13 protein-coding genes are annotated in these 23,740 nt (G+C 73.0%); 8 read left to right on the forward strand and 5 right to left on the reverse strand.

Annotated features, from left to right (window positions below):
* Positions 1–26 precede the first annotated feature (26 nt).
* Both HNQ01_RS05355 and HNQ01_RS05360 read right to left on the reverse strand, forming a co-directional pair.
* The gene (locus HNQ01_RS05355; protein WP_353621636.1) at positions 27–1,841 is read right to left on the reverse strand and encodes an ATP-binding response regulator; all 1,815 of its coding nucleotides are present in this window, start codon (positions 1,839–1,841) and stop codon (positions 27–29) included.
* Positions 1,838–2,620, reverse strand: coding sequence for a response regulator (locus HNQ01_RS05360; RefSeq protein WP_173804331.1), 783 nt, complete (start codon positions 2,618–2,620; stop codon positions 1,838–1,840). Before HNQ01_RS05360 ends, HNQ01_RS05355 begins: the two co-directional genes overlap by 4 nt.
* Before the next feature lie 316 nt (positions 2,621–2,936).
* Between HNQ01_RS05360 and bcsD the strand changes: the two genes are divergently transcribed.
* The 8 genes from bcsD (at position 2,937) to HNQ01_RS05400 (ending at position 17,180) form a co-directional block, all read left to right on the forward strand.
* Positions 2,937–3,404 carry a cellulose biosynthesis protein BcsD gene (bcsD, locus tag HNQ01_RS05365; RefSeq protein ID WP_173804332.1) on the forward strand — a complete coding sequence of 156 codons (468 nt, stop codon included), beginning with the start codon at positions 2,937–2,939 and terminating at the stop codon, positions 3,402–3,404.
* Between the two features lie 51 nt (positions 3,405–3,455).
* On the forward strand, positions 3,456–4,187 hold the full coding sequence (locus HNQ01_RS05370) for a hypothetical protein (RefSeq protein WP_173804333.1): 732 nt from the start codon (positions 3,456–3,458) through the stop codon (positions 4,185–4,187).
* A 129-nt stretch (positions 4,188–4,316) separates the two neighbouring features.
* Positions 4,317–6,530, forward strand: a complete 2,214-nt coding sequence (gene bcsA, locus HNQ01_RS05375; protein WP_173804383.1) for a UDP-forming cellulose synthase catalytic subunit — start codon at positions 4,317–4,319, stop codon at positions 6,528–6,530.
* Positions 6,527–8,947, forward strand: a complete 2,421-nt coding sequence (locus HNQ01_RS05380; protein WP_173804334.1) for a cellulose biosynthesis cyclic di-GMP-binding regulatory protein BcsB — start codon at positions 6,527–6,529, stop codon at positions 8,945–8,947. The genes bcsA and HNQ01_RS05380 overlap by 4 nt, the downstream gene beginning before the upstream one ends.
* Positions 8,913–10,193, forward strand: a complete 1,281-nt coding sequence (gene bcsZ / locus HNQ01_RS05385) for a cellulose synthase complex periplasmic endoglucanase BcsZ (protein WP_173804335.1) — start codon at positions 8,913–8,915, stop codon at positions 10,191–10,193. The genes HNQ01_RS05380 and bcsZ overlap by 35 nt, the downstream gene beginning before the upstream one ends.
* On the forward strand, positions 10,172–14,587 hold the full coding sequence (locus HNQ01_RS05390) for a cellulose biosynthesis protein BcsC (RefSeq protein WP_173804336.1): 4,416 nt from the start codon (positions 10,172–10,174) through the stop codon (positions 14,585–14,587). The genes bcsZ and HNQ01_RS05390 overlap by 22 nt, the downstream gene beginning before the upstream one ends.
* 456 nt (positions 14,588–15,043) lie before the next feature.
* Positions 15,044–15,949, forward strand: a complete 906-nt coding sequence (locus HNQ01_RS05395) for a carbohydrate porin (RefSeq protein WP_173804337.1) — start codon at positions 15,044–15,046, stop codon at positions 15,947–15,949.
* A gap of 166 nt (positions 15,950–16,115) precedes the next feature.
* A complete protein-coding gene (locus HNQ01_RS05400) occupies positions 16,116–17,180 on the forward strand; it encodes an oxidoreductase (RefSeq protein WP_173804338.1) in 1,065 nt (354 codons plus the stop codon).
* Here HNQ01_RS05400 and HNQ01_RS05405 read toward each other — a convergent pair whose 3' ends face one another.
* The 3 genes from HNQ01_RS05405 to HNQ01_RS05415 form a co-directional block, all read right to left on the reverse strand.
* On the reverse strand, positions 17,181–20,537 hold the full coding sequence (locus tag HNQ01_RS05405; RefSeq protein WP_217427410.1) for a glycoside hydrolase family 15 protein: 3,357 nt from the start codon (positions 20,535–20,537) through the stop codon (positions 17,181–17,183). It lies immediately after the preceding gene.
* Positions 20,538–20,599: 62 nt separating this feature from the next.
* Positions 20,600–22,528 carry an amylosucrase gene (locus tag HNQ01_RS05410; RefSeq protein ID WP_173804339.1) on the reverse strand — a complete coding sequence of 643 codons (1,929 nt, stop codon included), beginning with the start codon at positions 22,526–22,528 and terminating at the stop codon, positions 20,600–20,602.
* Positions 22,525–23,682 (reverse strand): ABC transporter ATP-binding protein, encoded by a 1,158-nt coding sequence (locus HNQ01_RS05415; protein ID WP_173804340.1) that lies wholly within the window; start codon positions 23,680–23,682, stop codon positions 22,525–22,527. The genes HNQ01_RS05410 and HNQ01_RS05415 overlap by 4 nt, the downstream gene beginning before the upstream one ends.
* Positions 23,683–23,740: the final 58 nt, after the last annotated feature.

A 23,740-nucleotide genomic window follows, 5' to 3' on the forward strand; every position in this document is an offset into this window, starting at 1 on the left:
CTCTTGCCTTCTCGGTCGCTTCAGCTTCAGGTCGGGGTCCGGGATTGTACGGTGGCCGCCGGGAATGCGGCCGGCGCCCGGGGCCCGAGCTTGGAGCCGACCATCGCGCGCAGCCGGTTCGGCGCCACCGGCCGCGACAGCAGATGCACGTCGGGCTCGGCCGGCTCTCCGGCCGGCTCGCCCTCTCCGGCCAGCAGCACCGCCGGCACCGGGCGGCCGAAGACCTGCCGCAGCATGCGCACCGGCTCGAGCCCGTCCTGCCCGGCGCCGGGCGTCGCGGCCGCGCCGGGCAGGCGCCGGTCGACGATCAGCAGCGCCGGCACCTGCGGCTGCACCGCCGCCCACTCCGCCAGGCCGTCGGTGCCGGAGAAGGCACTCACCTGCGCACCCCAGGCGCGCAGCAGCGCCGCGGCCTCGTCGGCGGCCGGATCGGCGGTGCCGGTGATGCGCACGACATGGCGCCCCTGCAGGGTCGGGCTGCTCCAGGACGGCGACGGAATGCGCCGCGCCGCCTCGACCTCGGCGTCGCTGGCCGGCGCCAGTTCCAGCGCGAACACCGTGCCATGCCCGGGACGCGAGCGCACCGCCAGCGCCAGCCCCATCAGCCCGGCGAGCCGGCGCGCGATCGCCAGCCCCAGGCCGCGGCCCCGGCGCGCCGGCGCACCCTCGCACTCGCCGGCCGGACGCCCCTGGTAGAACTCGTCGAAGATGCGCGGCAGCACCGCGGCCTCGATGCCGCAGCCCGAATCCCAGACCTGCAGCAGCAGTCGATCGCCGCGCCGACGGCAGCTCACCAGCACGCCGCCGTCCTCGGTGCAGCGGATCGCGTTCGACACCAGATTGCGCAGGATGCGCTCGACCAGCACCGGATCGGCCCGCGCGGCATGACGGCCGCCGCGGAAGGTCAGAGACAGGCCCTTGTCGAAGGCCTGCGGCTCGAAGTGCAGCTTCAGCCGCGCATAGAGCTCGCGCAGGTGGAAGGGCCGCTCGTCGACGCGCACCGCGCCGGCCTCCAGGCTGCTGAGGTCGAGCAGCCGGTCGAACAGGTGCTCGAGCGCGTCGACCGCGCCGGCGATGCTGTCGATGGAGTCGTCCAGCGCCGGATCGCGGTTGCGCTGGCGCAGCGACTCGGTGAACAGCACCAGCGCATGCAGCGGCTGGCGCAGGTCATGGCTGGCGCCGGCGAAGAAGCGCGTGCGCGCCTGCGTCGCGGCCTCGGCAGCGGCCCGCGCGGCATCGGCGGCGTCCTTCTCGGCGGCGATCTGCGCCGTCAGCAGCGCGGCATGCCGGCGCAGCCGCATCAGGCGCGAGAAGGAATGCCGGTGATGCTGACCCACCAGCACCCCCGCCAGCAGCAGCGCCAGCATCGGCAGCGCCTGCAGCGGCCGGTCGGACGCGAGCTTCAGCGCCATGGCCGCCACCGGCAGGCCGGTCAGCGCCGCCTGCAGCCAGGCCACGCCCGAGGGTGCCGCCGGCGAGCCCAGCGCCAGCGCCGCCGCCAGCATCACCAGCGCCATGCGGCGGACCTCGTCGACCTCGGGCATCGACAGCGCCAGCAGCGCGCCCCACACCGCCGCGCCAGCCAGCGCCGGCAGCGCCCACAGCCGCATGCGCTCGTGCTCGGCCTGCAGCCCGGCGCTGCGCGCGGCCCGCCGCGCCGCCAGCAGCCGCACGAGGCCCAGCAGCCCCGGCGCCAGCAGCCGCAGCGGCTGCCCGGCCAGCTCCGGCAGCAGCAGCATCAGCGCCGCCAGGGCCGCGGCCTGCCCGGCCAGCGCCAGCGGCAGCTGCTCGAACAGCAGGTCGGAGCGGCCGGCCGCCGGCTCCGCGATCGCGCGATTCACCGGGGCGAACCCGGCGACACCTCGCCGAGCAGGCCGACGGCCAGCACCGCCTGGGTGCGCGACTTCACCCCGAGGCTGCGCAGCACCGCGGCGACATGGTCCTTGACCGTCTCGACGGAAATGTCCAGGTCGCGCGCGATCATCTTGTTCGACTTGCCGTGCAGCAGCAGCTGCATCACCTGGCGCTGGCGCGGCGTCAGGCCCAGGTCGGCCAGCGAGGCCGGCAGGCCGCCGGGACGGCGCAGCCCGGCCGGCAGCCCCTCGCCGGACGACACCGGCCCGCCGGCCACCACCGCCGAGCGCGACATCGGCATCAGCGGGCCGACCGCCGCCGCCCCGCCCGCCGACCGGGCGGACTCGACCGGCACGGCCGGATCGCCGCCGAGCGCCTGATCCATCGGCGGCACGTAGATGCCGCCCGACATCACCAGATGCAGGGCCTCGAACAGCAGCTCGTTGCTCGCGCGCTTGGGCACGAAGCCCATCGCGCCGGCATCGATCGCCCGGATCACGTCACCGGCCTGGTCGGAGGCCGACACCACCACGACCGGCAGCGCCGGATGGTCGCGGCGCAGCTCGGCCAGCAGGTCGAAGCCGCTGGCGTCGCCCAGGTGCAGGTCGAGCAGCACCAGGTCGAAGTCGTGCCGCTGGCCGAGCACGCGGCGGCACTCGGCGGCCGACTCGACCCCGCAGACCTCGACCTCCCGGTCGAGGCCGAGGATCACGCTCTGCATCGCCGACAGGATCAGCGGGTGGTCATCGATCAGCAGGACTTTCATCGTCGGGGAGGCATCAGGCGGTACGGCGGCATCGCGTCGCCCGGGGCCGGATGCCCGGGCAGATCGCCGGGACATGGTAGCGCCGGGGCCACATCCTTTCGCACATCCGGCATCCCCCACAAGGAGGAAAAGGCAGGCTCATGCCATGACTTTTCCAACGAGTAAAGCGCTGCTCAGGTAACAAGCCGCAGACAACCCGCAACGAAGAGAAAAAACTTGCAATACATTAAGAATTGACGTGTTACCATCCCCAAATTAAGTGGTAATAGACGCCATTTCGCGAAATTTAATCGAGTTTCCACATTTTTCCTGCGCAATGACACGCCCGGCCTCGGACCATGACTATCACCAGCAGCAGCAGTGTTCGCGTCAGTGGCGCCCTTTCCTGCTGGCTCTCGGGCAGGAGCTGGGCGAGCGGCTCGACGTCGAGGGGGCTCGTGCGCTGATGCGACGCCTGGGCAGCACGATGTCGCGATCGCGCCCGCTGCCGGCACTCGAACTGCTTCCGGACCTGGAAGCCGCGATGAACGCGGTCTGGTCGGAAATGGACTGGGGATGGGTCGAACTGCACGATGCCGGCGACTCGCTGCGCATCGTCCACCACTGCGCCCCGCTCGAGGCGGCGTTCGGCCTGGCCGCGCGCACCTGGTCGGGCGCGGTGCTCGAAGGCGCCTACGAGCAATGGCTGCGCGCCGCCGGCGCCGGCCACCGGCTCAAGGTGCGCCAGGTCCAGCCGGGGCTGCCCCAGCCCGACCGGACCCTGGTCTTCGTGCTGACCCCCTGACGCGGAGCACGTCGCGTCGGCCCCACACGCCCCCTACAGGAAGACTGCCCGATGAATCTCGGTGACGACATCAGCAACCTCCTGCGCCAGATCGGCCACGAGGCGACCGGCATCTATCAGGATCTGTCGCAGTACAACGCGGCACGCGGGCCCCGCCGGGGGCTGTTCGGCCGCACCGTGCCGGCGACGCTGCCCGGCGACCTGAGTCCGCTGGGCGAGCCCGCAGCGGCGCCCGCGCCCGCTCCGACGCCGACGGGCGAGCTCGCGGCGGAGCCGCCGGCAGCCCCGAACGTGCCGGAGCCCTCCGGGGAGGAAACGGCCGAGGCCGCGGCACCCGTCGTCGAGCCGGAGGCGGCGCTGCCGGCCGTGGCGGCACCCGAGCCCGCCGCTCTCGAGGCCTCAGAGGCCCCGGACACCACGCCGGAGCCCGAGCTCGACGACGCCCGCTTCGCGCCGCTGTCGACCTTCGACGCCTCGGCGCTGGCGCTCGACCCGGTCATGCCCGCGTCACCCACATCCGTTTCACTTTCGTTGCAATCCCTTGCCACCCCGGCCCAGGATGCAGCGACACTCGCCCCGGCGACGCCGACCGTGCCGCCGACGCCGATGTCGCTGGCCAGCCTGGCCCGTCGGCTCAGCGGCGAGACGCGCCGCACCGACGACCTGGACCTGTCGGTGCTGGGCGACGACGCCCCGGCGACGCAGCCCCAGCGCGGCGTGGCCGGCCAGTCGCAGAGGCTTGACCGCCTGTTCGACCGGCTCTCCTCGTCGCTGTCCCGATGAAACGGTGACACGGCGGTGCCGCAAACCGACTTCCGTTGACGCAGTGACCTCATGGCCGACAAGCCGCGCTTCCGATCCCTGTCGCCCCGATTGCGGCTGATCCGCTCGAACCGCCACCACCTGCAGCCGATGCACGCGCGCACGCTGCTGTCGTCGCTGTGGCCGGTCACCGGCTGGCGGCTGTGGGAACACCGCGCGCTGCAGGCCGGGCTGATGCTGTGCGGCATCTTCCTGATGGTCACGGTGATGTCGGTGCCGCTGGACCTGCGCGAGCAGACCATCTTCGGCGTGCTGTGCTTCGCCTGCACCTGGATGCTCAACCGCTTTCCCGGGCGGATGATCACGCTGGTGATGACCTTCGTGTCGCTGACCGTCTCGACCCGCTACCTGTACTGGCGGCTGACCGAGACGATGCACATGGACAAGGTCGTCGACATCTTCTTCGCCACCGGCCTGATCGTCGCGGAGATCTACGCCTGGCTGGTGCTGGTGCTGGGCTTCATCCAGACGATCTGGCCGCTGCAGCGCCGACCGGTCGGCCTGAACCTGCCGATCGAGGAGTGGCCGCACGTCGACATCTTCATCCCCTCCTACAACGAGCCGCTGAAGGTGGTCAAGCCGACGGTGCTGGCGGCGATGGCCATCGACTGGCCGATCGACAAGCTGCACATCCACATCCTCGACGACGGCCGGCGCGAGGAGTTCAAGCAGTTCGCCGAGGAGGTCGGCGTCAACTGGGTCATCCGCAACCACAACCGCCACGCCAAGGCCGGCAACATCAACGAGGCGCTGAAGAACACGCACGGCGAGTTCATCGCCATCTTCGACTGCGACCACATCCCGACGCGCTCCTTCCTGCAGATGACGATCGGCTGGTTCTACCGCGATCCGAAGCTGGCGATGCTGCAGACGCCGCACCACTTCTTCTCGCCCGACCCCTTCGAGCGCAACCTGGGCACCTTCGGCCGCATCCCCAACGAGGGCGAGCTGTTCTACGGCCTGGTGCAGGACGGCAACGACTTCTGGAACGCGACCTTCTTCTGCGGCTCCTGCGCGGTGCTGCGGCGCGGTCCGCTGCTGGAAGTGGGCGGCGTGGCGGTCGAGACCGTCACCGAGGACGCGCACACCGCGCTGAAGATGCACCGCAAGGGCTACACCACCGCCTACATCGCGATCCCGCAGGCCGCCGGCCTGGCCACCGAGAGCCTGTCGGCGCATGTGGGCCAGCGCATCCGCTGGGCGCGCGGCATGGCGCAGATCTTCCGCACCGACTGCCCGCTGCTGGGCCCGGGACTGACGCTGGCGCAGCGGATCTGCTACTCGAACGCGATGCTGCACTTCTTCTACGGCATCCCGCGGCTGATCTTCCTGACCGCGCCGCTGGCCTACCTGTTCTTCGGCGCGCACGTCATCCAGGCCACCGCGCTGACGATCGCGGCGATGGCGCTGCCCCACCTCTCGCATGCCAACCAGGTGAACTCGCGGGTGCAGGGGGCCTTCCGCCACTCCTTCTGGGCCGAGGTCTACGAGGCGGTGCTGGCCTGGTACATCTTCCGCCCGACGCTGTACGCGGTGATCAACCCGAAGGCGGGCAAGTTCAACGTCACCGCCAAGGGCGGCTACATCGAGCGCGACTACTTCGACTGGGGCATCGCGCGGCCCTATGTGGTGCTGCTGAGCATGAACATGCTCGGCATGCTCGCCGGGCTGCTGCGCATGGCGGGCATCCATTTCGGCTGGAGCGTCGACATTCTCGGCCACCTGCTGCTCGACCCGAACGACCAGACCGAGACGGTCGCGCTGAACATGCTGTGGACGGTCTACAACCTGATGATCCTGGGCGCGGCCGCGGCGGCGGCCTCCGAGACGCGCCAGGTGCGCCAGTCGCACCGGGTGCAGTTCGGCCTGCCGGTGCGGCTGCAGGGTCCGGACGGGCGCCCCTTCCACGCCGAGACGGAGGATTTCTCCGAAGGCGGCCTGAAGGTGCGCATGCCCGACGGCATGAGCTTCGGTCGCGACACGCAGCTCACGCTGCAGCTCGAGCGCGGCGACCAGATCATCACCGAGTTCAACGCGCGGGTCGCCTTCAGCAACGGCCGCTCGCACGGCCTGCGCTTCGAGGAGATGACGCTCGAGCAGCAGATGGACCTGGTGCAGTGCACCTTCGCGCGCGCCGACACCTGGCTGGGCGTGCAGGCGCGCCACCATCCGGACCGCCCGGCCTATGCGCTGGCGGAGGTCTGCCGCCTGGGCATCCGCGGCTGCACCCGGGTGTTCGCACGCATGATCGGCCTGCAGCGCGGCGGCCCGGCCGACACGCCCGCCCCTTCCGCCTCCGCATGACCATGCGCCCGTTCCTGACCCTGCTTGCGCTGGCAGGCGCGCTCATGCTGCCTGCCGCGCCGCTGCGGGCCGGCAGCAGCCGGGCACCCGCCCAGCCTGCCGCCCGCCCGGCCTCCGTCGCACCCGCCGCGCCTTCCGCGTCGGCACCGACCATCGCACCGAACCTGGACATTCCGCGCGGCGGACGCCGCCTGGACCTGAGCTTCGACAGGATCGGCCAGGTGTTCCTGCCGCAGGTGCTGCGCCGCGGCCATTTCCGCCAGCGCCTGTACTTCGAGCTGCGCACCGACGAGCTGGCCACGCGCGCCGTGCTGCAGCTGCGCTTCACGCCGTCGCCGGACATGGCCGGCCGCAGCGACCTGCTGGTCGTCAAGCTCAACAGCGAGACGGTGGCGCGCATCGACATGCCGGCGGCGCCGCTGCCGCCGCAGATCGAGCGCACGCTCGAGATCGACCCGCGCATCCTGACCGACCGCAACGAGCTGACGGTGCAGTTCGCCGCGCCGCCCGACTGCGATCCGAAGCAGACCTTCCCGCGCATCTCGCTCGACGGCAGCTCGATGCTGACGCTGCTGCTGCAGCCGCTGCCGCTGGCCAACGACCTGGCGGTGCTGCCGGCGCCCTTCTTCGACCGGCACGACACCCGGCCGACCGCGGTCACGCTGGTGACCTCGGAGCGGCCGGAGCGCACGACGCTGCAGTCGGCCGCCCACCTGGCGTCCTGGTTCGGCGCGCTGGCCGACTACCGCGGCGCGACGGTCGGCTCGCGCGGCGACCTGCCGGGCAGCGGCCACGCGATCGTGCTGGCCACGCCGGCCGACCGTCCCGCGGACGTCGAGCTGCCGCCGATCACCGGCCCGACCGTGCTGATGGGCTCGCATCCGCGGCACCCGGGCTCGAAGGTGCTCTACCTGCTCGGGCGCGACGGCGCCGAGCTGCGCCGCGCCGTCGACGCGCTGGTGCAGGGCCAGCTGCCCGGCCACGGCAGCTCGGTGGTGCTCAGCGGCACGCCCCCCGAGATCGCGCCACGCCAGCCCTACGACGCGCCCCGCTGGACGCCGACGCACCGGCCGGTGCGCTTCGACGAGCTGGTGGCGCCGGAACGGCTGGGCTTCTCCGGCACCAAGCGCGAGTCGCTGGCGCTGACGCTGCCGATGCGGCTGCCGCCGGACATCTTCCCGTGGCGCAACCGGCACATCCCCATCGAGATGCATGTGCGCCATTCGCCGCAGGTGCCCGACCCCGGCGAGGAACGCCCGGAGCACAGCGAGCTCGACGTGCGGGTAAACCACGAGTTCCTCTACCTGATCGACATGAGCGCCTCGACGCCGCGGCGCTGGTTCGAGGACCTGAAGCGGCGATTCAGCGGCGACGATCTGGTCGTGCGCCAGTACGACCCGTCGCTGCGGCTGGCCGCGGCCCAGCTGGGCACGCAGTCGCACGCGCGGCTGGACCTGCGCGCCGATCACGGGCCGGAGGACGAGATAGCCGAATGCCTGCGCGAGGCCCGCGCGGAGAACAGCAACGGCGGCACCGCCGATCCACGCTGGAGCCTGCCCTCGACCATCATCGACGGCAGCTCGACGGTCGACTTCTCCGACGCGCCGCACTACCTGCCGATGCCCAACCTGGCCGCGTTCGCGAACGCGGGCTATCCGTTCTCGCGCATGGCCGACCTCTCCGAGAGCGCGATCGTGCTGCCGGACGTGCCGGTGCGCGAGGAGGTCGACGCGATGCTGGCGGTGGCCAGCTTCATCGGCCGCTCCACCGGCCTGGCCGGCCGGGCGGTCGAGGTGGTGCGCGCACGCGAGGTCGACCAGGTCGCCAGCCGCGAGCTGGTGGTCATCGGCAGCGCCGGCAGCCAGCCGCTGTTCACCGAATGGGCCGGCGCGATGCCCTTCCTCGACCTGCCGGTGGCGGCGCTGGGCGATGCCGGCGCGCGCCGGCTGCAGCCGCTGACGGTGCGCTGGCCCTGGCTGGGCTGGCTCAAGCAGCTCTGGCGCAAGGAGCGCCATCCGCCGCTGCACTCGCTGACCTTCCGCCATCTCGACGCCCGGGCGGTGCTGCTCGGCTTCGAGTCGCCGCTGCGCGGCGGCCGCAGCGTCGTGGCGCTGATCGGCGAGACGCCGGCCGACCTGGCGCTGGGCAGCTCCGCGCTGGACGACGCGCAGCGGGTGGCGCAGATCCACGGCCAGATCGTCGCCTTCGACGCCCAGGGCCACCCGAGCTACCGCGAGGCCGATCCGACCTATGGCAGCGGCGAGCTGCCGTGGATCACCTGGCTGCGCTGGCAGCTCTCGGACCGGCCGGTGCTGCTGTGGCTGGTGCTGCTCGGCTCGGTGCTGCTGCTGTCGCTCATCAACTACGTGCTCCTGCAACGCCATGCGATTCGACGCCGGGCCGGTGCGCCGGCCTGATCCCGAACCCACCCGCCGGCAGCTGCTCGGCGTCGCCGGCGCGGCCACGCTGCTGGCGGCCTGCGCGCCGCTGCAGGCCGCGCCGGACAGCCCGGCCTCCGCGGCCTCGCCCGCCGCGACGCCGCTGTCGTGCGTGGACTTCGACATGCTCTGGCGGCGCTACCTGGCGCAGTGCGTGCAGGCCGACGGCCGCGTCGTCGACCACGACACGCCCGAACAGATCAGCACCTCGGAGGGCCAGGCCTACACGCTGTTCCTCGCGCTGGTGGCCGACGACCGCGCCTGCTTCGACCGGGTGCTGGCCTGGACGCGCCACAACCTCGCCGGCGGCGACTTCGCCGCGCGGCTGCCGGCCTGGCTCTGGGGCCAGCGCAACGGCCAGTGGGGCGTGCTCGACCCGAACGCGGCCAGCGACGCCGACCTCTGGATGGCGGTGGCGCTGTTCGAGGCGGCGCGGCTGTGGAACCAGCCCGCCTACGCCGAGACCGCCCGCGCGATCGTGCAGCTGATCCGCCGCGACGAGATCGCCGACGTGCCCGGCCTGGGCCGCATGCTGCTGCCCGGACCGAAGGGCTTCGCGCTGGCCGACCGGCTGATCTGGCGCTTCAACCCCAGCTACAGCGCGGTGCATCCGCTGCGCGCGCTCGCCACCCACGATCCGGGCGGTCCCTGGGCCGCGCTGGTCGAGCAGGGACTGGCGATGACCCGCGCGGTCAGCCCGAACGGACTGGCGCCGGACTGGGTCAGCTGGCAGGCCGGCCGCGGCGCGCAGCCGGCGCAGTGGCTGGCCCAGGACCTCGAGAAGGGCGACAGCGGCAGCTACGACGCCATCCGCTGCTACCTGTGGGCCGGCGTGCTGCCGGCGCAGGACCCGGCACGCGCGCCGCTGCTGAAGTCGCTCGGCGGCCTGCAGCCGCTGCTGCAGGGCGACGGCCCGGTGCCGGAATACCTGTCGACGCGCGGCGGCACCGCGCCGCGTGGAAGCGGCCCGCCCGGCTTCGATGCCGCGGTGCTGCCCTATCTGGCGGCGCTCGGCGACCGCGCCGCGCTGGGCCGCCGGCTCGAGCGGCTGCGCGCCGCGATGGGCCGGCCGCTGCGCTACTACGACCTCGTGCTGATGCTGTTCGGCGTCGGGTCGCTGCAGGGGCGCTGGTCCTGCGGCACCGACGGCCTGCTGCGGCGTCGCGCCCCTGCCCGCTATCAGAACACCCCTCAGGACTCGACATGCCGCAACACCCCTGCCTGAACGAGCGCCGCACCGGCACGCTCCCGGCACCGGTCACGAACGTCATCGCGCTGGCCTGCGCGGCGCTGCTGCACGGCCTGGCCGCGCCCGGCGCGATGGCCCAGGCCACCTCGGCGCCGGTGCCCGCGCCCGGCCCCTCGGCCACCCAGGCCGCCAGCGCCGGCCCGGCCGGCGCGGTGCAGACGCTGATCGACCAGGCCCGCCACTGGCAGCAGCGCCAGCGCCCCGACCTGGCGACGCAGACCTGGAACAAGCTGCTGGCGATCGACCCGCGCCAGCCCGACGCGCTGCAGGGCCTGGCGACGCTGAGCATCGAGGCCGGCCGCTTCGACGAGGCCGGCGGCTATGTCGACCGCCTGCGCCAGGTCCAGCCCGGCAACGCCTCGCTCGATCGCCTGTCGCGCCAGGTGCGCACCCGCACCACGAGCCAGTCGCTGCTGGCCACCGCCCGCCAGCAGGCCCAGGCCGGCCAGATGGAGGCCGCGGCCAAGTCCTACCGGCAGGCGCTGGGCGGCCAGCCGCCGAGCGACGACCTGGCGCTCGAGTACTACCAGACGCTCGGCGGCACCCGCGAGGGCTGGGACGAGGCGCGCCGCGGCCTCGAGAGGCTCGCGCAGGCCCAGCCGAGCCAGTCCGGGGTGCAGCTGGCCTACGCCCGCCACCTGAGCTACCGCGAATCGACCCGCCGCGAGGCGATCCAGCGCCTGAGCACGCTGGCGGTGCGTGACGACGCGCCGGCCGCGGTGCGCCAGGATGCACGCACCGCCTGGCGCCAGGCGCTGCTGTGGATGGGCGCCGGCGCGGATTCCGCGCTGGTGCGCCAGTACGTCGCCACCGTCGGCGAGGATCCGCGCCTGAGCGCGCAGATGCAGGCGCGCGGCAGCGGCAGCAGCGGCAGCGGCTCCGCCGCGGCGCCGGCCGTCTCCGCCGCCGCGGCCACGCCGGCACGCGGCGCCGGCACGAGCGCCGAGCCGGCGAGTGCGGCGACCTCGGCCGCCGCGCGCACTGCCGCCGCCCCGCGCGAGGCCGCGCCCCCGGCCGCCCGCACCGCCTCGACCGCCCCCGCCCGCGCGCCCGAGCCGGTCAGCGAGCGCACCGACGCGCCGCGCGGCACCGCGCAGCGCCAGGCCTATGCCGCGCTGAACGCCGGCGACGTCGACGCAGCGGCGACGCAGTTCGAGGCGCTGCTGCGCCAGCGCCCGCTCGACACCGAGTCGCTCGCCGGCCTGGGGCTGGTGCGGCTGCGCCAGGAGCGCTTCGACGAGTCGGTCGAGCTGCTCGGCCGGGCGGTGGCGACGCCCTCGGGCGCGCGCTGGAAGCCAATGGAGCGCAGCGCGCGCCACTGGCAGCAGCTGCACGAGGCCCATGCCGCACGCCTGGCCGGCGACACCGACCGCGCGGTGCGCCTGGCGCGTGCGTCCATCGAGCTCGACCCGAAGGAGCCCGAGGCGCAGGTGCTGCTCGGCGACCTGCTGGTCGGCCAGGGCCGGCTCGCACCGGCCGAGGCGGCCTACCGCGCCGCGCTGCAGGCCGATGCGCGCCACGCGCGTGCCACCGCCGGCCTGATCGGCGTGCTGGGCGCCTCCGGCCGCGTCGAGCAGGCCCAGGCCATGGTCCGCGATCTCGACGCCGAGCAGCTCGCGCGCCTGGGCGGCGCCGGCGCGCTGCGCGCCAACCAGCAGCGCCTGCAGGCCGAGATGGCGCTGCAGCGCGGCGATGTCGCCGGCGCCCAGGCGCTGCTGGAGCAGGCCGCCGCGCTGGCGCCGGCCGCGCCGTGGGTGCGGCTGGCGCTCGGCCAGCTGCTGGTGCGCCAGAACCGCAGCGCCGAGGCGCGTGCGCAGCTCGACGCGATGGTCGTGCCGACCTCGGGCGGCGAGCGCGCCGACGCGCTGCATGCGCGCGCGCTGCTGCAGGCCGAGCTGAAGGACTGGGCCGGCGTGATGCAGACGCTCGAGCAGGTGCCCCGGCGCGAGCGCTCGATCGCGATGGACCGGCTGCAGCGCCGCGCCGCGGTGCAGGCCCAGGCGGCCGAGGCGGTGGCGATGTACCGCGCCGGCCAGGTCGCGCCGGCCGCGGCGCTGCTGGCCGAGGCCGAGACCGCGGCCGGACAGGATCCGGAGCTGGTCGGCGCGGTCGCCGGCGCCTACCTCGACCTCGGCAACGAGGCACGCGCCAGCCAGCTGATCCGCGCGACGCTGGCTGCGCAGCCGCAGGCCGGCCCGGCGCTGCTGCTGCGCCACGCCGGGCTGCTGCTGCAGACCCGTCAGGACGTCGAGCTCGCCGGCGTGCTGCGCCAGCTGATGTCGATGGCGCAGATGCAGCAGCTCGGCCCGTCGCAGCGCCGCGACCTCGACGAGCTGCGCCTGGGCTACTCGGTGCGCCAGGCCGACCTGCTGCGCGAGGCCGGCGACCTGGCCTCGGCCTGGGAGGCGATCGCGCCGCTGCTGCAGGAACGCCCGGCCGAGCCGCGGCTGCAGATGGCGCTGGCGCGCATGCACCTGAGCGCCGGCGAGCCCGACACCGCCATCGCGCTGTACGAGACGGTGCTGCGCGAGCGCCCGGACGAGCTCGACGCCTGGCTGGGCCTGGCCGCCGCCGCCGACGCGCGCAAGGACCGCGACACCGCCGAGCAGGCGCTGGAGCAGGCGCGCCGCATCGCGCCCGACCGGCCCGAGGTGCTGGCCCAGCAGGCCCGCCACTACCGCGCGCGCGGCCAGTTCGCGAAGGCTGCCGAGTACCTGCGTCTGGCGATGGCCGCGCAGCGGCCGGCCGCGGTCGCGCAGTGGGGCCAGCCGCGCATGGCGAGCAATCCCTTCGCCAGCCGCCGCCTGCCCGGCGACACCGGCCTGCCGGCACCGGCGGGCGGCCTGCCGGCGCCGGCCTTCGCCGCGCTGGCGGCTCCCGCCGCGGCCCCGGCCGCCACGCTGCCCGCCGACCTCGACCAGCTGCCGCCGACCGCCGCCGGCCTGCCCTCGCCGGCCAGCGCCGATTCGCCGGTCACGCGCGCGCTGCGCTGGCGCACCACCGGCGCGCCGGCGCCCGCACGCTCCGCACTCGCAGCACCGACGACGCAGGCCGCGCAGGTCGCACAGGGGGCCGCGCTGCCGCCGCTGCCCGCGCCCGTGGCCACGCCGCTGGCCGCCTCGCCGCGCCGGCTCGCCGCAGCCAGCCCCGCGCCGGTGCGGCCCGCCGCCGCGCGCCGCAGCCGCAGCCTTGCCGACGAGCTCGCCGAGGTCCAGGCCGAACGCGGTCCCGGCAGCCGCATCGAGGGCGGCGGCGCGCTGCGCTCGCGCGACGGCGAAGGCGGCTTCGGCAAGCTCGACACGGTGCAGGCGCCGGTCGAGGGCCGCATCGCGATCGACGAGGTCGGCCACGTCGTCGTGCGTGCCAGCCCGGTCTTCCTGAGCGCCGGCAGCGTCGGCGCCGAACCCGGCACGCGCCGGCGCCACGGCACGCTCGCGCTCGACCCGACCGGCGTCACCACGCCGGGCGACCAGAGCGACGCCGGCATCGGCCTGGGCGTCGGCATCGAGACCGCCACGATCAGCGCCGACATCGGCACCGTGCCGGTCGGCTTCGCGGTCGCCGGCGCGGTCGGCGGCGTGCGCTGGGAGGACGCGATCGGCAGCAGCGGCCTGAGACTGATGGTCGAGGGCTCGCGCCGCGCGCTGAACGACAGCCTGCTGTCCTTCGCCGGCACCACCGACGCGCGCACCGGCCGCACCTGGGGCGGCGTGCGCGCCACCGGCCTGCGCTCGCAGCTGTCGTGGGAACAGGACGACGTCGGCCTGTACGGCTATGGCGGCGCGCATGCGCTGACCGGCCGCGCGGTCGAGTCCAACAGCCGCATCGAGCTCGGCGGCGGCGGCTACTGGCGCCCGCGCAGCACGCCGGACGACCGGCTGGAGATCGGCCTGAACCTCGGCTACCAGCACCACCGCCACAACCTCGGCGGCTACACCTGGGGCCACGGCGGCTACTTCAGCCCGCAGCACCTGCTCGCGCTGACCGTGCCGCTGAACTGGATCGGCCGCAGCGGCCGCCTGAGCTGGGGCGTGCAGGGCTCGGCCGGCCTGCAGACCTACCGCGAGGACGCGGCGCCCTACTTCCCGACCGACGCGGCCGCGCAGTCGGCGCTCGAGAGCCTGGTCGCCGCAGGACAGGCGCCGACCGCACGCTATGCCGCACGCAGCGACAGCGGCCTGACGCTGAACCTCGGCGGCGCGCTGGAATACCAGATCACCCGCCAGCTCGACATCGGCACGCGCATCGGCTTCGAGCGCGCGCCGCAGTACACCCAGGGCGTCGGCTCGGTGTACCTGCGCTTCAGCCTCGATCCGCGTGGCGGCGGCAGCCCCGGGCTGCGCGCGCCGGCCGGCCCGACCCTGTACTGAGACCCGCGCCCCGCCCCTGTCGACGCCCGCCGTCCGGCCCCGCGCCGGGGCGGGCGTCGTGCTTTGTGCAGCTGACAGCCACGGCTGTAACGTCGTGGAATCACCACAAGGATCTTCCCTAGGTTTGCGCCTAAATCAGATCGACAGCAATACGCAAACGTTTTCGCTTCCAACCGAAAGATCCGGGTTTCACCAGAATCGATGCTGCCCTGTCGCTGTCCGTCGATGAACCTGTGCCGTAACCCGATGAATCCTCGGGCAAACGCGAGGCGATTCGCCGCATGGGCGTCGCCAGAATCCATTCACCGCGGCAGTCACTGAAAAACAACGAAAGACGTTAATTCAGGGTTAACCGCAGGTAAACCACAAGTTAAACGTCGTTACTGTTCATCACCCCGAGGTCGGACGAACAAAGCAACGAACGACCGCATCCGCAACGAAAGAGGAGTCAAGACCATGATCCGCAAGTCGCACATCGCCGTGGCCATCGCCGCCCTGCTCGCCGCTCCGGCTTTCGCCGCGAGCTTCGACGCCAACGTCGAACTGGACACCGACTACCGCAACCTGGGCCGCGGCGCTGCCCAGGGCGGCCGCGTCGAGTTCAACGCTGCCGGCAAGGCGGGCACCGACGGCTTCGTCGCCGGTCGCGCCAGCTTCCTGGCCAAGAAGGACAGCACCACCGCCGTCGACGACATGTGGGTCCAGTTCGGCAACGCCTCGGGTGACCTGAAGCTGGGCCGCTTCGAAGCCGCCGACATCTTCCCGGTCGGCAAGGACACCGTGGTCGAGGACGACGGCGCCGCCGGCTACCGCAACATGCTGCGCGGCCGCTACGGCAACAACGCCACCTACGGCGACGGCACCGCGCACGCGGCCCTGACCCTGAACGCCGGCTCGGGCCTGGCGGTCGAGCTGGGCGTCATCGCCGCGCACAAGAACACCGCCGTCCGCCCGGTCGTGTCGTACTCGATGGACGGCTTCACCGTGAAGTTCGGCATCGACAGCGGCAAGACCCCGGAAGGCCAGAAGATCCGTGGCGGCGGCGTGACCGTCGGCACCACGATGGCGGGTGCGGCCCTGAACCTGAGCTACAACGCCGGCAAGGTCGCTGACCTGAAGGGCTCGAGCGTCGGCCTGAACGCCGTCATCGGCGCCGCGGGCGTCGGCTACATCTACGACCGCAACGACGTCGCCGGCGGCGGCTCCATCAAGGAGAACAACGTCTACGTCGCCTACAGCCTGCCGCTGTTCAACACCGGCGCCACCATCACCCCGGCGCTGGCCTACAGCAAGGCCACCGGCACCGGCACCGACGGCGACGCCAAGATCACCGCCCGCGTGCGCGTCAACTACGCCTTCTGATCGGCGCCGCGGCGCCCCCGCGCGGGGCGCCGGCACCGCGGCCAGCAGGCTGCTTTCGGGGTCCACGGTCTGTGTGGTCCTGAGGGGGTGGCAAAGAGTGCTGCCACCCTTTCTTTGGTGAGCTCTCCGTCGAGGGCTCACCTTTTTTCATTGGAGCGCGCGTTTCATGAGCTTCCCGTCCCGCCCCGCCCTGCCCGCGATCCGCGTGGCGCTGATCGGCTTCGGCTATGTCGGGCGCACCTTCCACGCCCCGCTGATCGAGGCGGTCGAGGGGCTGGAGCTGGTGTGCGTGGCCTCGTCCGATGCGGAGAAGGTGCGTGACTGGCGCGCCGATCTGGCGGTCGAGCCGGACTACCTGAAGGCCGCGACCGCACCTGACGTCGACCTGGTGGTGATCGCCACGCCCAACGACAGCCACCATCCGCTGGCGCGCGCGGCGCTGCTGGCGGGCAAGGCGGTGGTGATCGACAAGCCCTTCACCGTGACGCTGGCCGAGGCGCAGGATCTGGTCGCGCTGGCCGAGGCGCGCGGGCTGCTGCTCTCCGTCTTCCACAACCGCCGCTGGGACGGGGACTTTCTCGGCCTGCGCGCGGCCATCGACGGCGGCACGCTGGGCGAGGTGCGCGAGCTGGTCTCGCGCTTCGACCGCTTCTCGCCCGAACCGCGCGACCGCTGGCGCGAGCGGCCCGGCCCCGGCGCCGGCCTCTGGTATGACCTGGGGCCGCATGTCGTCGACCAGGCGATGCAGCTCTTCGGCCCGCCCGAGACGGTGTGCGCGCTGCGTGCGGGCCTGCGCGACGGTGGCCAGGGCGTGGACGACTGGGCGCAGGTGGTGCTGGGCTACGGCGCGCAGCGGCGCGTGACGCTGCACGTCACCCGGCTGGCGGCCTGGCAGGCCCCGCGCTTCGAGGCGCACGGCACCCGCGGCAGCTGGCTGTGCAGCGGTCTGGACATCCAGGAAGACCAGCTCAAGGCGGGCATGAAGCCCGGCGCGCCCGGCTGGGGCGAGGATGCGCGCCCCGCGCTGCAGGCCGACGCCACCGGCGCCCTGAGCGAACGCCCGCGCCCGGCCGGCGACTACCGCGCCTACTACGCCGGCCTCCGCGACGCGCTGCGCGGCCTGGCGCCCAACCCGGTGCCGCCGCGCGAAGCCCTGGCGGTCATGGCGCTGATGGACTGCGCGATGCGCAGCGCCGCCGAAGGCCGCACGCTGCGCTTCGGCGTCGACTGATCAGGCCGGCGCCTGGTCCGCCTCGGCCTCAGCGGTCTCCGGCGTCATCAGGAAGACCAGCGCATCCATCACCAGCGTCGCCACCCGATGCGGCGGCAGCGCGTAGAAGCCCTGCCAGGCGGCGGCCTTGTGCTCGTTGTAGTCGGGCGCCGGCGTGTCGTCGCCCTCGCCGTCCGCCTCGGGGCGGGCGGGCAGCGACTGCTCCCAGCCGAGCCGCACCGCGATGCCGATCAGCACGTCCATCACCAGCAGCCCGTCGGCGGCCAGATCCGGGTTGGCGCGCGCGATGTCGGAGACCGCGATCAGCGCCTCGATCGTCAGCTGGCGGTATTCCGGCGCATGGATCTTGTTGAGCAGATCGTCGACCTGCAGCGCGAAGCCGCGCTCGGAGGCGGTCATGTCGGCCCGGGCCAGGTGGCTGTCGAGCCGGTTGCGGCTGTCGAGCTGATCGCCGATGACCAGGCCGGGGAAATGGCGCAGCACCTCCCAGACCCGAGCATGGAAGTCCTCGGGCAGGCGGGTCAGCACGCCGCGCACCTCGCGCCAGGCCAGCCAGCCGCCGGAGGCATCGTCCAGCACCGGATCGGCCGCGGCCGGGAAGCGCACCCGCGCCAGCGGGCCGCCGTCGCGGCTGACCCGGCCGTGCAGCGACTGCAGCCGCAGCAGGTTGCGGCCCATCTCCTGCTCGTGCGCGATCACCTCGCGCAGCCGGCGCAGGATGGCCTGCGGGCTCAGCGACAGCAGGAAGTCGAAGCCCTCGGCCTGGGTCAGGCCGTGCTCGCGCGCCAGCCAGCCGGTGATCAGCAGGATCAGGTACCAGGCGCGCAGGGTCAGCGTGCCGCGCAGCAGCGGCGCGTCGGCCTTGATCAGCGTGCCCAGCAGCAGCACCACCTCCTGCAGCAGCACCCGTGCGCGCGCATCGTCGCCGCCGAAGCGGCGGATGCGCTCGAAGATCTCGGCGCTGGGCAGCGGCCGGTCGATGACCGCGCCGTCGCCATAGCTGCGACCGACGACGATGCGCTTCTGGCGCGCGACGATCTGCGCGACCGCCTCCTCCAGCGCGGTGTCGTGCACGTCGAGCACCGCCGCGGCGCGGCGGATCAGCCCCCAGTGGCGCTCGCGGCAGGCGCGCTCGTAGAGCGCCTGCGTCATCTGCCAGACCGACAGGCCGCGCTCGGTGCCCCAGCGGGCGCCGCCGCGGCGCACCAGCAGGCCGAGGATCTCGATCTGCTCGTAGGGATTGCGGCTGCGCGCGAGCTGGCGCTGCAGTGCATGCGCGTCCTCCTCGTGCTCGAGCGCGGCGGCGCGCGCCGGCGTCAGCGGCCGGGTCGCGCCTTCCTCCCAGTTCAGGTCGACCGTGAGCGCGGCACCGCTGCCGATGCCCGCCACCGGGCGGGCCGACGCGGCCAGCGACTCCAGCCCGTCGAGCGGGGTGCAGCGCACCCGTGGCAGCAGCTCGGCCAGCGGTCCGATCTGCACCTCCGGCTCATCGAGCCCGACGCCCAGCGACTGCAGGAAGCCGATCAGCGCATCCGCGCCGTCCGCCTCCAGCATCGGCTCGCCGATCAGCAGCGTCAGCAGCGGCTGGCCCTGCTGGTCGCGCACCTGCCAGTGGCGGCGCAGCGTCGCCAGCTCGGCGCGCAGCTCGTCGACCAGCAGCCGGTTGTCCAGCGTCAGATAGAAGCCCTGGCGGCCGTAGAAGGACGGCAGGAAGAGCATCAGCGCGGAGGCCGCCGATGACGACGCGCCGGCCGCACCGGCCTCGTCCCCGGCGCGGAAGACCTGGCTGGTCGACAGGCTGCCGAGCCGCCCGCGCGGGCGCCCGCTCAGGCCGAGCGCGTCGACCCGGCCGACGCTGGCCAGCGCGATCTCGAGATCCTCGGCATAGCGCAGCTGCACCGGCGCGATCTCCGCCGGCGTCTGGCTGCGGATGCCGTGCGCGGCCAGGCGCGCCTGCACCAGCCGGTCGGCCGCCAGCAGCGCGACCTGGATGCGCACCGGCTCCGGCGGCACCACCCGCCCGGCCAGCACGCCGGGGCGGCGGCCGCGCGGCAGCAGCACCTGCGGCGCCACCAGCCGCTCCTGCAGCAGCACGCCGACCAGATAGAGGCTCTGCGCCCACACCAGCGGCACGTTGTCGTTGGGCACCCGGGCCTGGCTCTGCGGCACGGCACGCTCGGCCTCGACCGCCTCGGCCGGCACGATGTAGAGCTCGGGCAGCAGGCGCTGGCCGCCCTGCTCGACCATCAGCGCCTCCAGGCGCAGGCGGTAGTCGCGCGCGGCGGCCTCGTCGCCACGCAGCTGCGCATCGAGCAGCAGATAGCAGAAGAACAGCGGCCACTCCGACTCGATGTGCTCGAAGCGCTGCAGCTCGCCCGGCTCGTAGTGCAGCCGGCTGTGGTCCTCGACCGCGGTCTGGTGGCCGTCGCGCAGGAAGCGCTTGCAGCCGTGGCGGCCCTGCAGCCGGCCGACGATGGTCGCGCGGGTGCGCTCGACCAGCGCGGCGTCCCCGACCGCGAAGGCCGGGAAGCCGATGATCGACAGCAGCGCCGCGTCGGTCTCCTTGGACTCGGACTCGCGCGGCAGCAGGTTCTCCAGCGTGTGGTGCGCATGCGCGATCGCCTCGGCCGGCACATGGATGGCGGGGCCGTCTTCCAGCAGCCGCGCGCCGCTGGCGACCTCGAGCGCCGCCTTGGCCATGCCCACGGAGCTGGCGTTGATCTCAGCGCGGCCGTCGTTGCGCTTGTTGCCGCGCTCCCAGATGCCGTAGTCGGGCGTGCGCCAGGCGTGCGCCAGATACCAGACCAGGTTCTGCACGAACATCAGCTCGTCGCGCGAGCGCACGATCTGCAGGCCGCCGGCGCTCATCTGCACCAGCATCAGCAGGAAGATCGCGGTGGCGTCGATCTGCAGGTGACCCCATTCGGCGTCGCCCACCACCGGCTCGCCGCTGCAGGTCGAGTACTTGGCATGCAGCGCGTCGAGCGGATGCTGGGTGTGCTTGAAGCGCTCGACCTTGGCCGACTGGCGCATCATCGCCGCGAGCAGGCCGCGCATCAGGTGGATCACCCGTGCGTCGAGCTCGGCCGCCTGCGCCGCGTCGCGCGCGCGCCAGGCGTGGGCCAGCGCCCAGATCGCCATGATGCTGTAGACGTTGTCGCGCACCCAGGCATGGGTGTAGTCGCCATGCACCGTGATCGCGGTGCTGGCCGGCAGCAGGCCGGTGTCGGGATCCTGGCGCGCCAGGATGATCTCGCGCGCCTGGCGGGTCAGCTCGTCGAGGCGCGCGCGCGCGGCCGGGTCGGCGGCATCGGCCGGATCGAAGGAGGGAATGCGGAAGTCGGTCATGGAAGGCATGTCGTCCGGATGCCGGACAGGCTTGCAAGGAACGGGCCCGTCTTCCGGAAGACCCGAGGAACTCAGGCGCCGCTCGCGACCAGCCAGACCATCTGGTACGGCGCCAGCGTCAGGCCGGCGCGCAGATCGAAGGCGGTCTGGCCGATCAGGTCGACCATTGTCGCAGGCTGGGCAGAGAGCACCTCGGGCAGCACGCTGGCCGGGCGCTCGCTGAAGTTGGCCAGCACCAGCACGCCGCCGCGGGCGTCGTCGCCCTGCGGCGCCGGGCGCCGGTAGCCCAGCACCGCGGAATGGCGGCTCCAGAACGGCAGCAGCCGGCCGCCGGCCAAGGCCGGCAGATGGCGGCGCAGCGAGATCAGATGGCGCAGGCCGGCATGGATGCGCCCGGCCGCGGTGCTCGGATCGAGCCGCTCGGCATGGCGGCGCGGATCGCGCATCGGCCGATGCACCCAGCGGCTGTCGCCGGCGCGGGCCGGATCGTCGGCATAGCCGACGTCGTTTCCCTGGCCGATCTCGTCGCCGAGATAGATCAGCGGAATGCCGCCGCTCGACAGCACCACCCCGTGCAGCAGCAGGATGCGCGCGACCGCGTGCGGGTCGCCCTGCTCCAGCCCGCACAGCGCCGCGCAGGTGCCGGAAATGCGGCAGTCGCCGGTGGCCGGGTTGTCCTGGAAGGGCACGCCGCGCGCGAAGCTGCCGGGAAAGCGGTCGACATAGAAGCGGTTCAGGAACTGGCGGTGGTCGAAGCCGTCGATGCCGAAGCGCGCCGCGTCCTCGTCGGCGAAGGTCCAGCCGATGTCGTCATGGCTGCGCACGTAGTTCACCCAGGCGGTGCCCTCGGGCAGGTGGTGGCGCTCGGCCAGCGCCAGCTGCAGCAGGTTGACCTCGCGGGTGGCCAGCGTGTTCCACAGCAGCGCCATCTGCAGCGGGTTGTACGAGACCTGGCACTCGGCCGGCGAGATGTAGGAGACCACCTCGTCCGGATGCACGATCGCCTCGGACTTGAACAGCAGCGCCGGCGCGGCGATGCGCGCCAGCGCGTTGTAGGCGCGCAGCAGGTGATGCGCCTCCGGCAGGCTCTCGCAGGGCGTGCCCAGGCGCTTCCAGACGAAGGCCACCGCGTCCATGCGCAGGAACTCCACGCCCAGGTTGGCGATGAACAGCATCTCGCCGGCCATCGCGCGGAAGACCTCCGGGTTGCTGTAGTTCAGGTCCCACTGGTAGCTGTGGAAGGTGGTCCAGACCCAGCGCCCGTCCTCGAGCTGGCTGAAGGCGCCGGGATGCTCGTCGGGAAAGATCTCGCGCACCGTGCGCTCGTACTGGTCGGGCAGCGTGCGGTCGGGAAAGATCCAGTAGTACTCGGAGAAGACCGGATCGCCCGCGCGCGCCGCCTGCGCCCAGGCATGCTCGTCGGAGGTGTGGTTGAAGACGAAGTCCAGCACCAGCGAGATGCCGGCCTCGCGCAGGCGCTGCGCCAGCGCGCGCAGCTCGGCCATCGTGCCCAGCGCGGGCTGGGTCTCGCGGTAGCTGCTGACCGCGTAGCCGCCATCGTTGTGCGGCTGCGGGCACAGATAGGGCGGCATCAGGTGCAGGTAGCTCAGGCCGAGCTCCTGGAAATACGGGATCTGCGCCTCGACGCCGCGGAAGTCGCCGGCGAAGCGGTCGACATAGCCGACGCCGCCGAGCATGCGCTGCGACTGGAACCAGGCCGGATCGCGCTCGCGCTCGGCATCCATCGCCTTCAGGTCGGCCGGGCGCTCGCACCAGGAGGACCAGGCGGTCTCGAGCAGGCGCAGCACGCCGTCCTCGAAGTCGGCGCGCTCGCCGTGCAGCGGACGCAGCTCGTCGCGCAGCGTCGCGACATGCTGCTGCAGCCGCGCCTCGAAGACCGGCCAGCCGGCCTGTGCACCATGGCGCCGGCGCAGCGCGTCGACCAGGCGGGCGGCCTGCGGATCGGGGGCGGTCCAGACCGGCGCGCGGCTCGTCTTCATGCCGGCAGCTCCACGGTGCGCGCGAAGGCCTGGCCGGCCGCGTCGAACAGATGGCACTGCTCGGGGCGCAGGCGCAAGCACAGCGACTGGCCGGCGCCCTGGCTCGCGTGGCCCTCGATGCGCAGCGTCATCAGCGGCAGCGCCGCCGCCGCGCTGGAGGCGGCAGCCGCCTGCGGATCCAGGTAGAGCATCGACGATTCGCCCAGGCGCTCGAGGTGACGCACCCGCACCGGCAGGCCTGCGCCCTCGGCCTCGCCGTGCAGCAGATGCTCGGGCCGGATGCCCAGCGAGACCGCCTCGCCGGCCCGGGCGCGGCGCGCGTCCACCGCCACCGTGACCGCCACGCCCAGCACGTCGACCACCGCATGCGTGGCCTCGGCGGCGATCAGCCGGCCCGGCAGGATGTTCATCTTCGGGCTGCCGATGAACTCGGCCACGAACAGGTTGCGCGGGCGGTGGTAGAGATCCATCGGCGTGCCGAACTGCGCCACGCTGCCTTCGGTCTGCACCTTCTCGCCGGCGCGCAGCAGCACGATCTTGTCGGCCAGCGTCATCGCCTCGACCTGGTCATGCGTCACATAGATCATGCTGGCGCGGCCGATGTCATGGTGCAGCTTGGCGATCTCCAGCCGGGTCTGCACCCGCAGCGCCGCGTCCAGGTTCGAGAGCGGCTCGTCGAACAGGAAGACGTCCGGCTCCTTCACGATCGCGCGGCCGATGGCCACCCGCTGGCGCTGGCCGCCCGACAGTGCCTTGGGCAGGCGGTCGAGCAGCGACGTGAGCTGCAGGATGTCGGCCGCCTTCTTCACCTTCTGCTCGATCGCCGCCTTGTCGGCGCCGAACACCTTCAGGCCGAAGGCCATGTTCTCGCGCACCGTCATGTGCGGGTAGAGCGCATAGCTCTGGAACACCATCGCCACGCCGCGCTGCGCCGGCGGCAGGTCGTTGACGCGCCGGCCGCCGATCGACAGGTCGCCCGAGCTGATGTCCTCCAGGCCGGCCACCATGCGCAGCAGCGTCGACTTGCCGCAGCCCGAGGGGCCGACGAAGACGCAGAACTCGCCCTGCCCGATCGTCAGCGTGGCGTCGTGGATGGTCAGCGGCAGGTTGGGCGCGTAGCGCTTGTTGATCTGCTGGAAGTCGATGCGGGACATGGCGATCTCGATCTCGGGAAAGTCTCGGGAAAGAAGGGAGGTCTCGGTGCTCGGGCCG

The sequence above is a fragment of the Sphaerotilus uruguayifluvii genome (assembly GCF_013294065.1).
Taxonomy (GTDB): domain Bacteria; phylum Pseudomonadota; class Gammaproteobacteria; order Burkholderiales; family Burkholderiaceae_C; genus Sphaerotilus; species Sphaerotilus uruguayifluvii.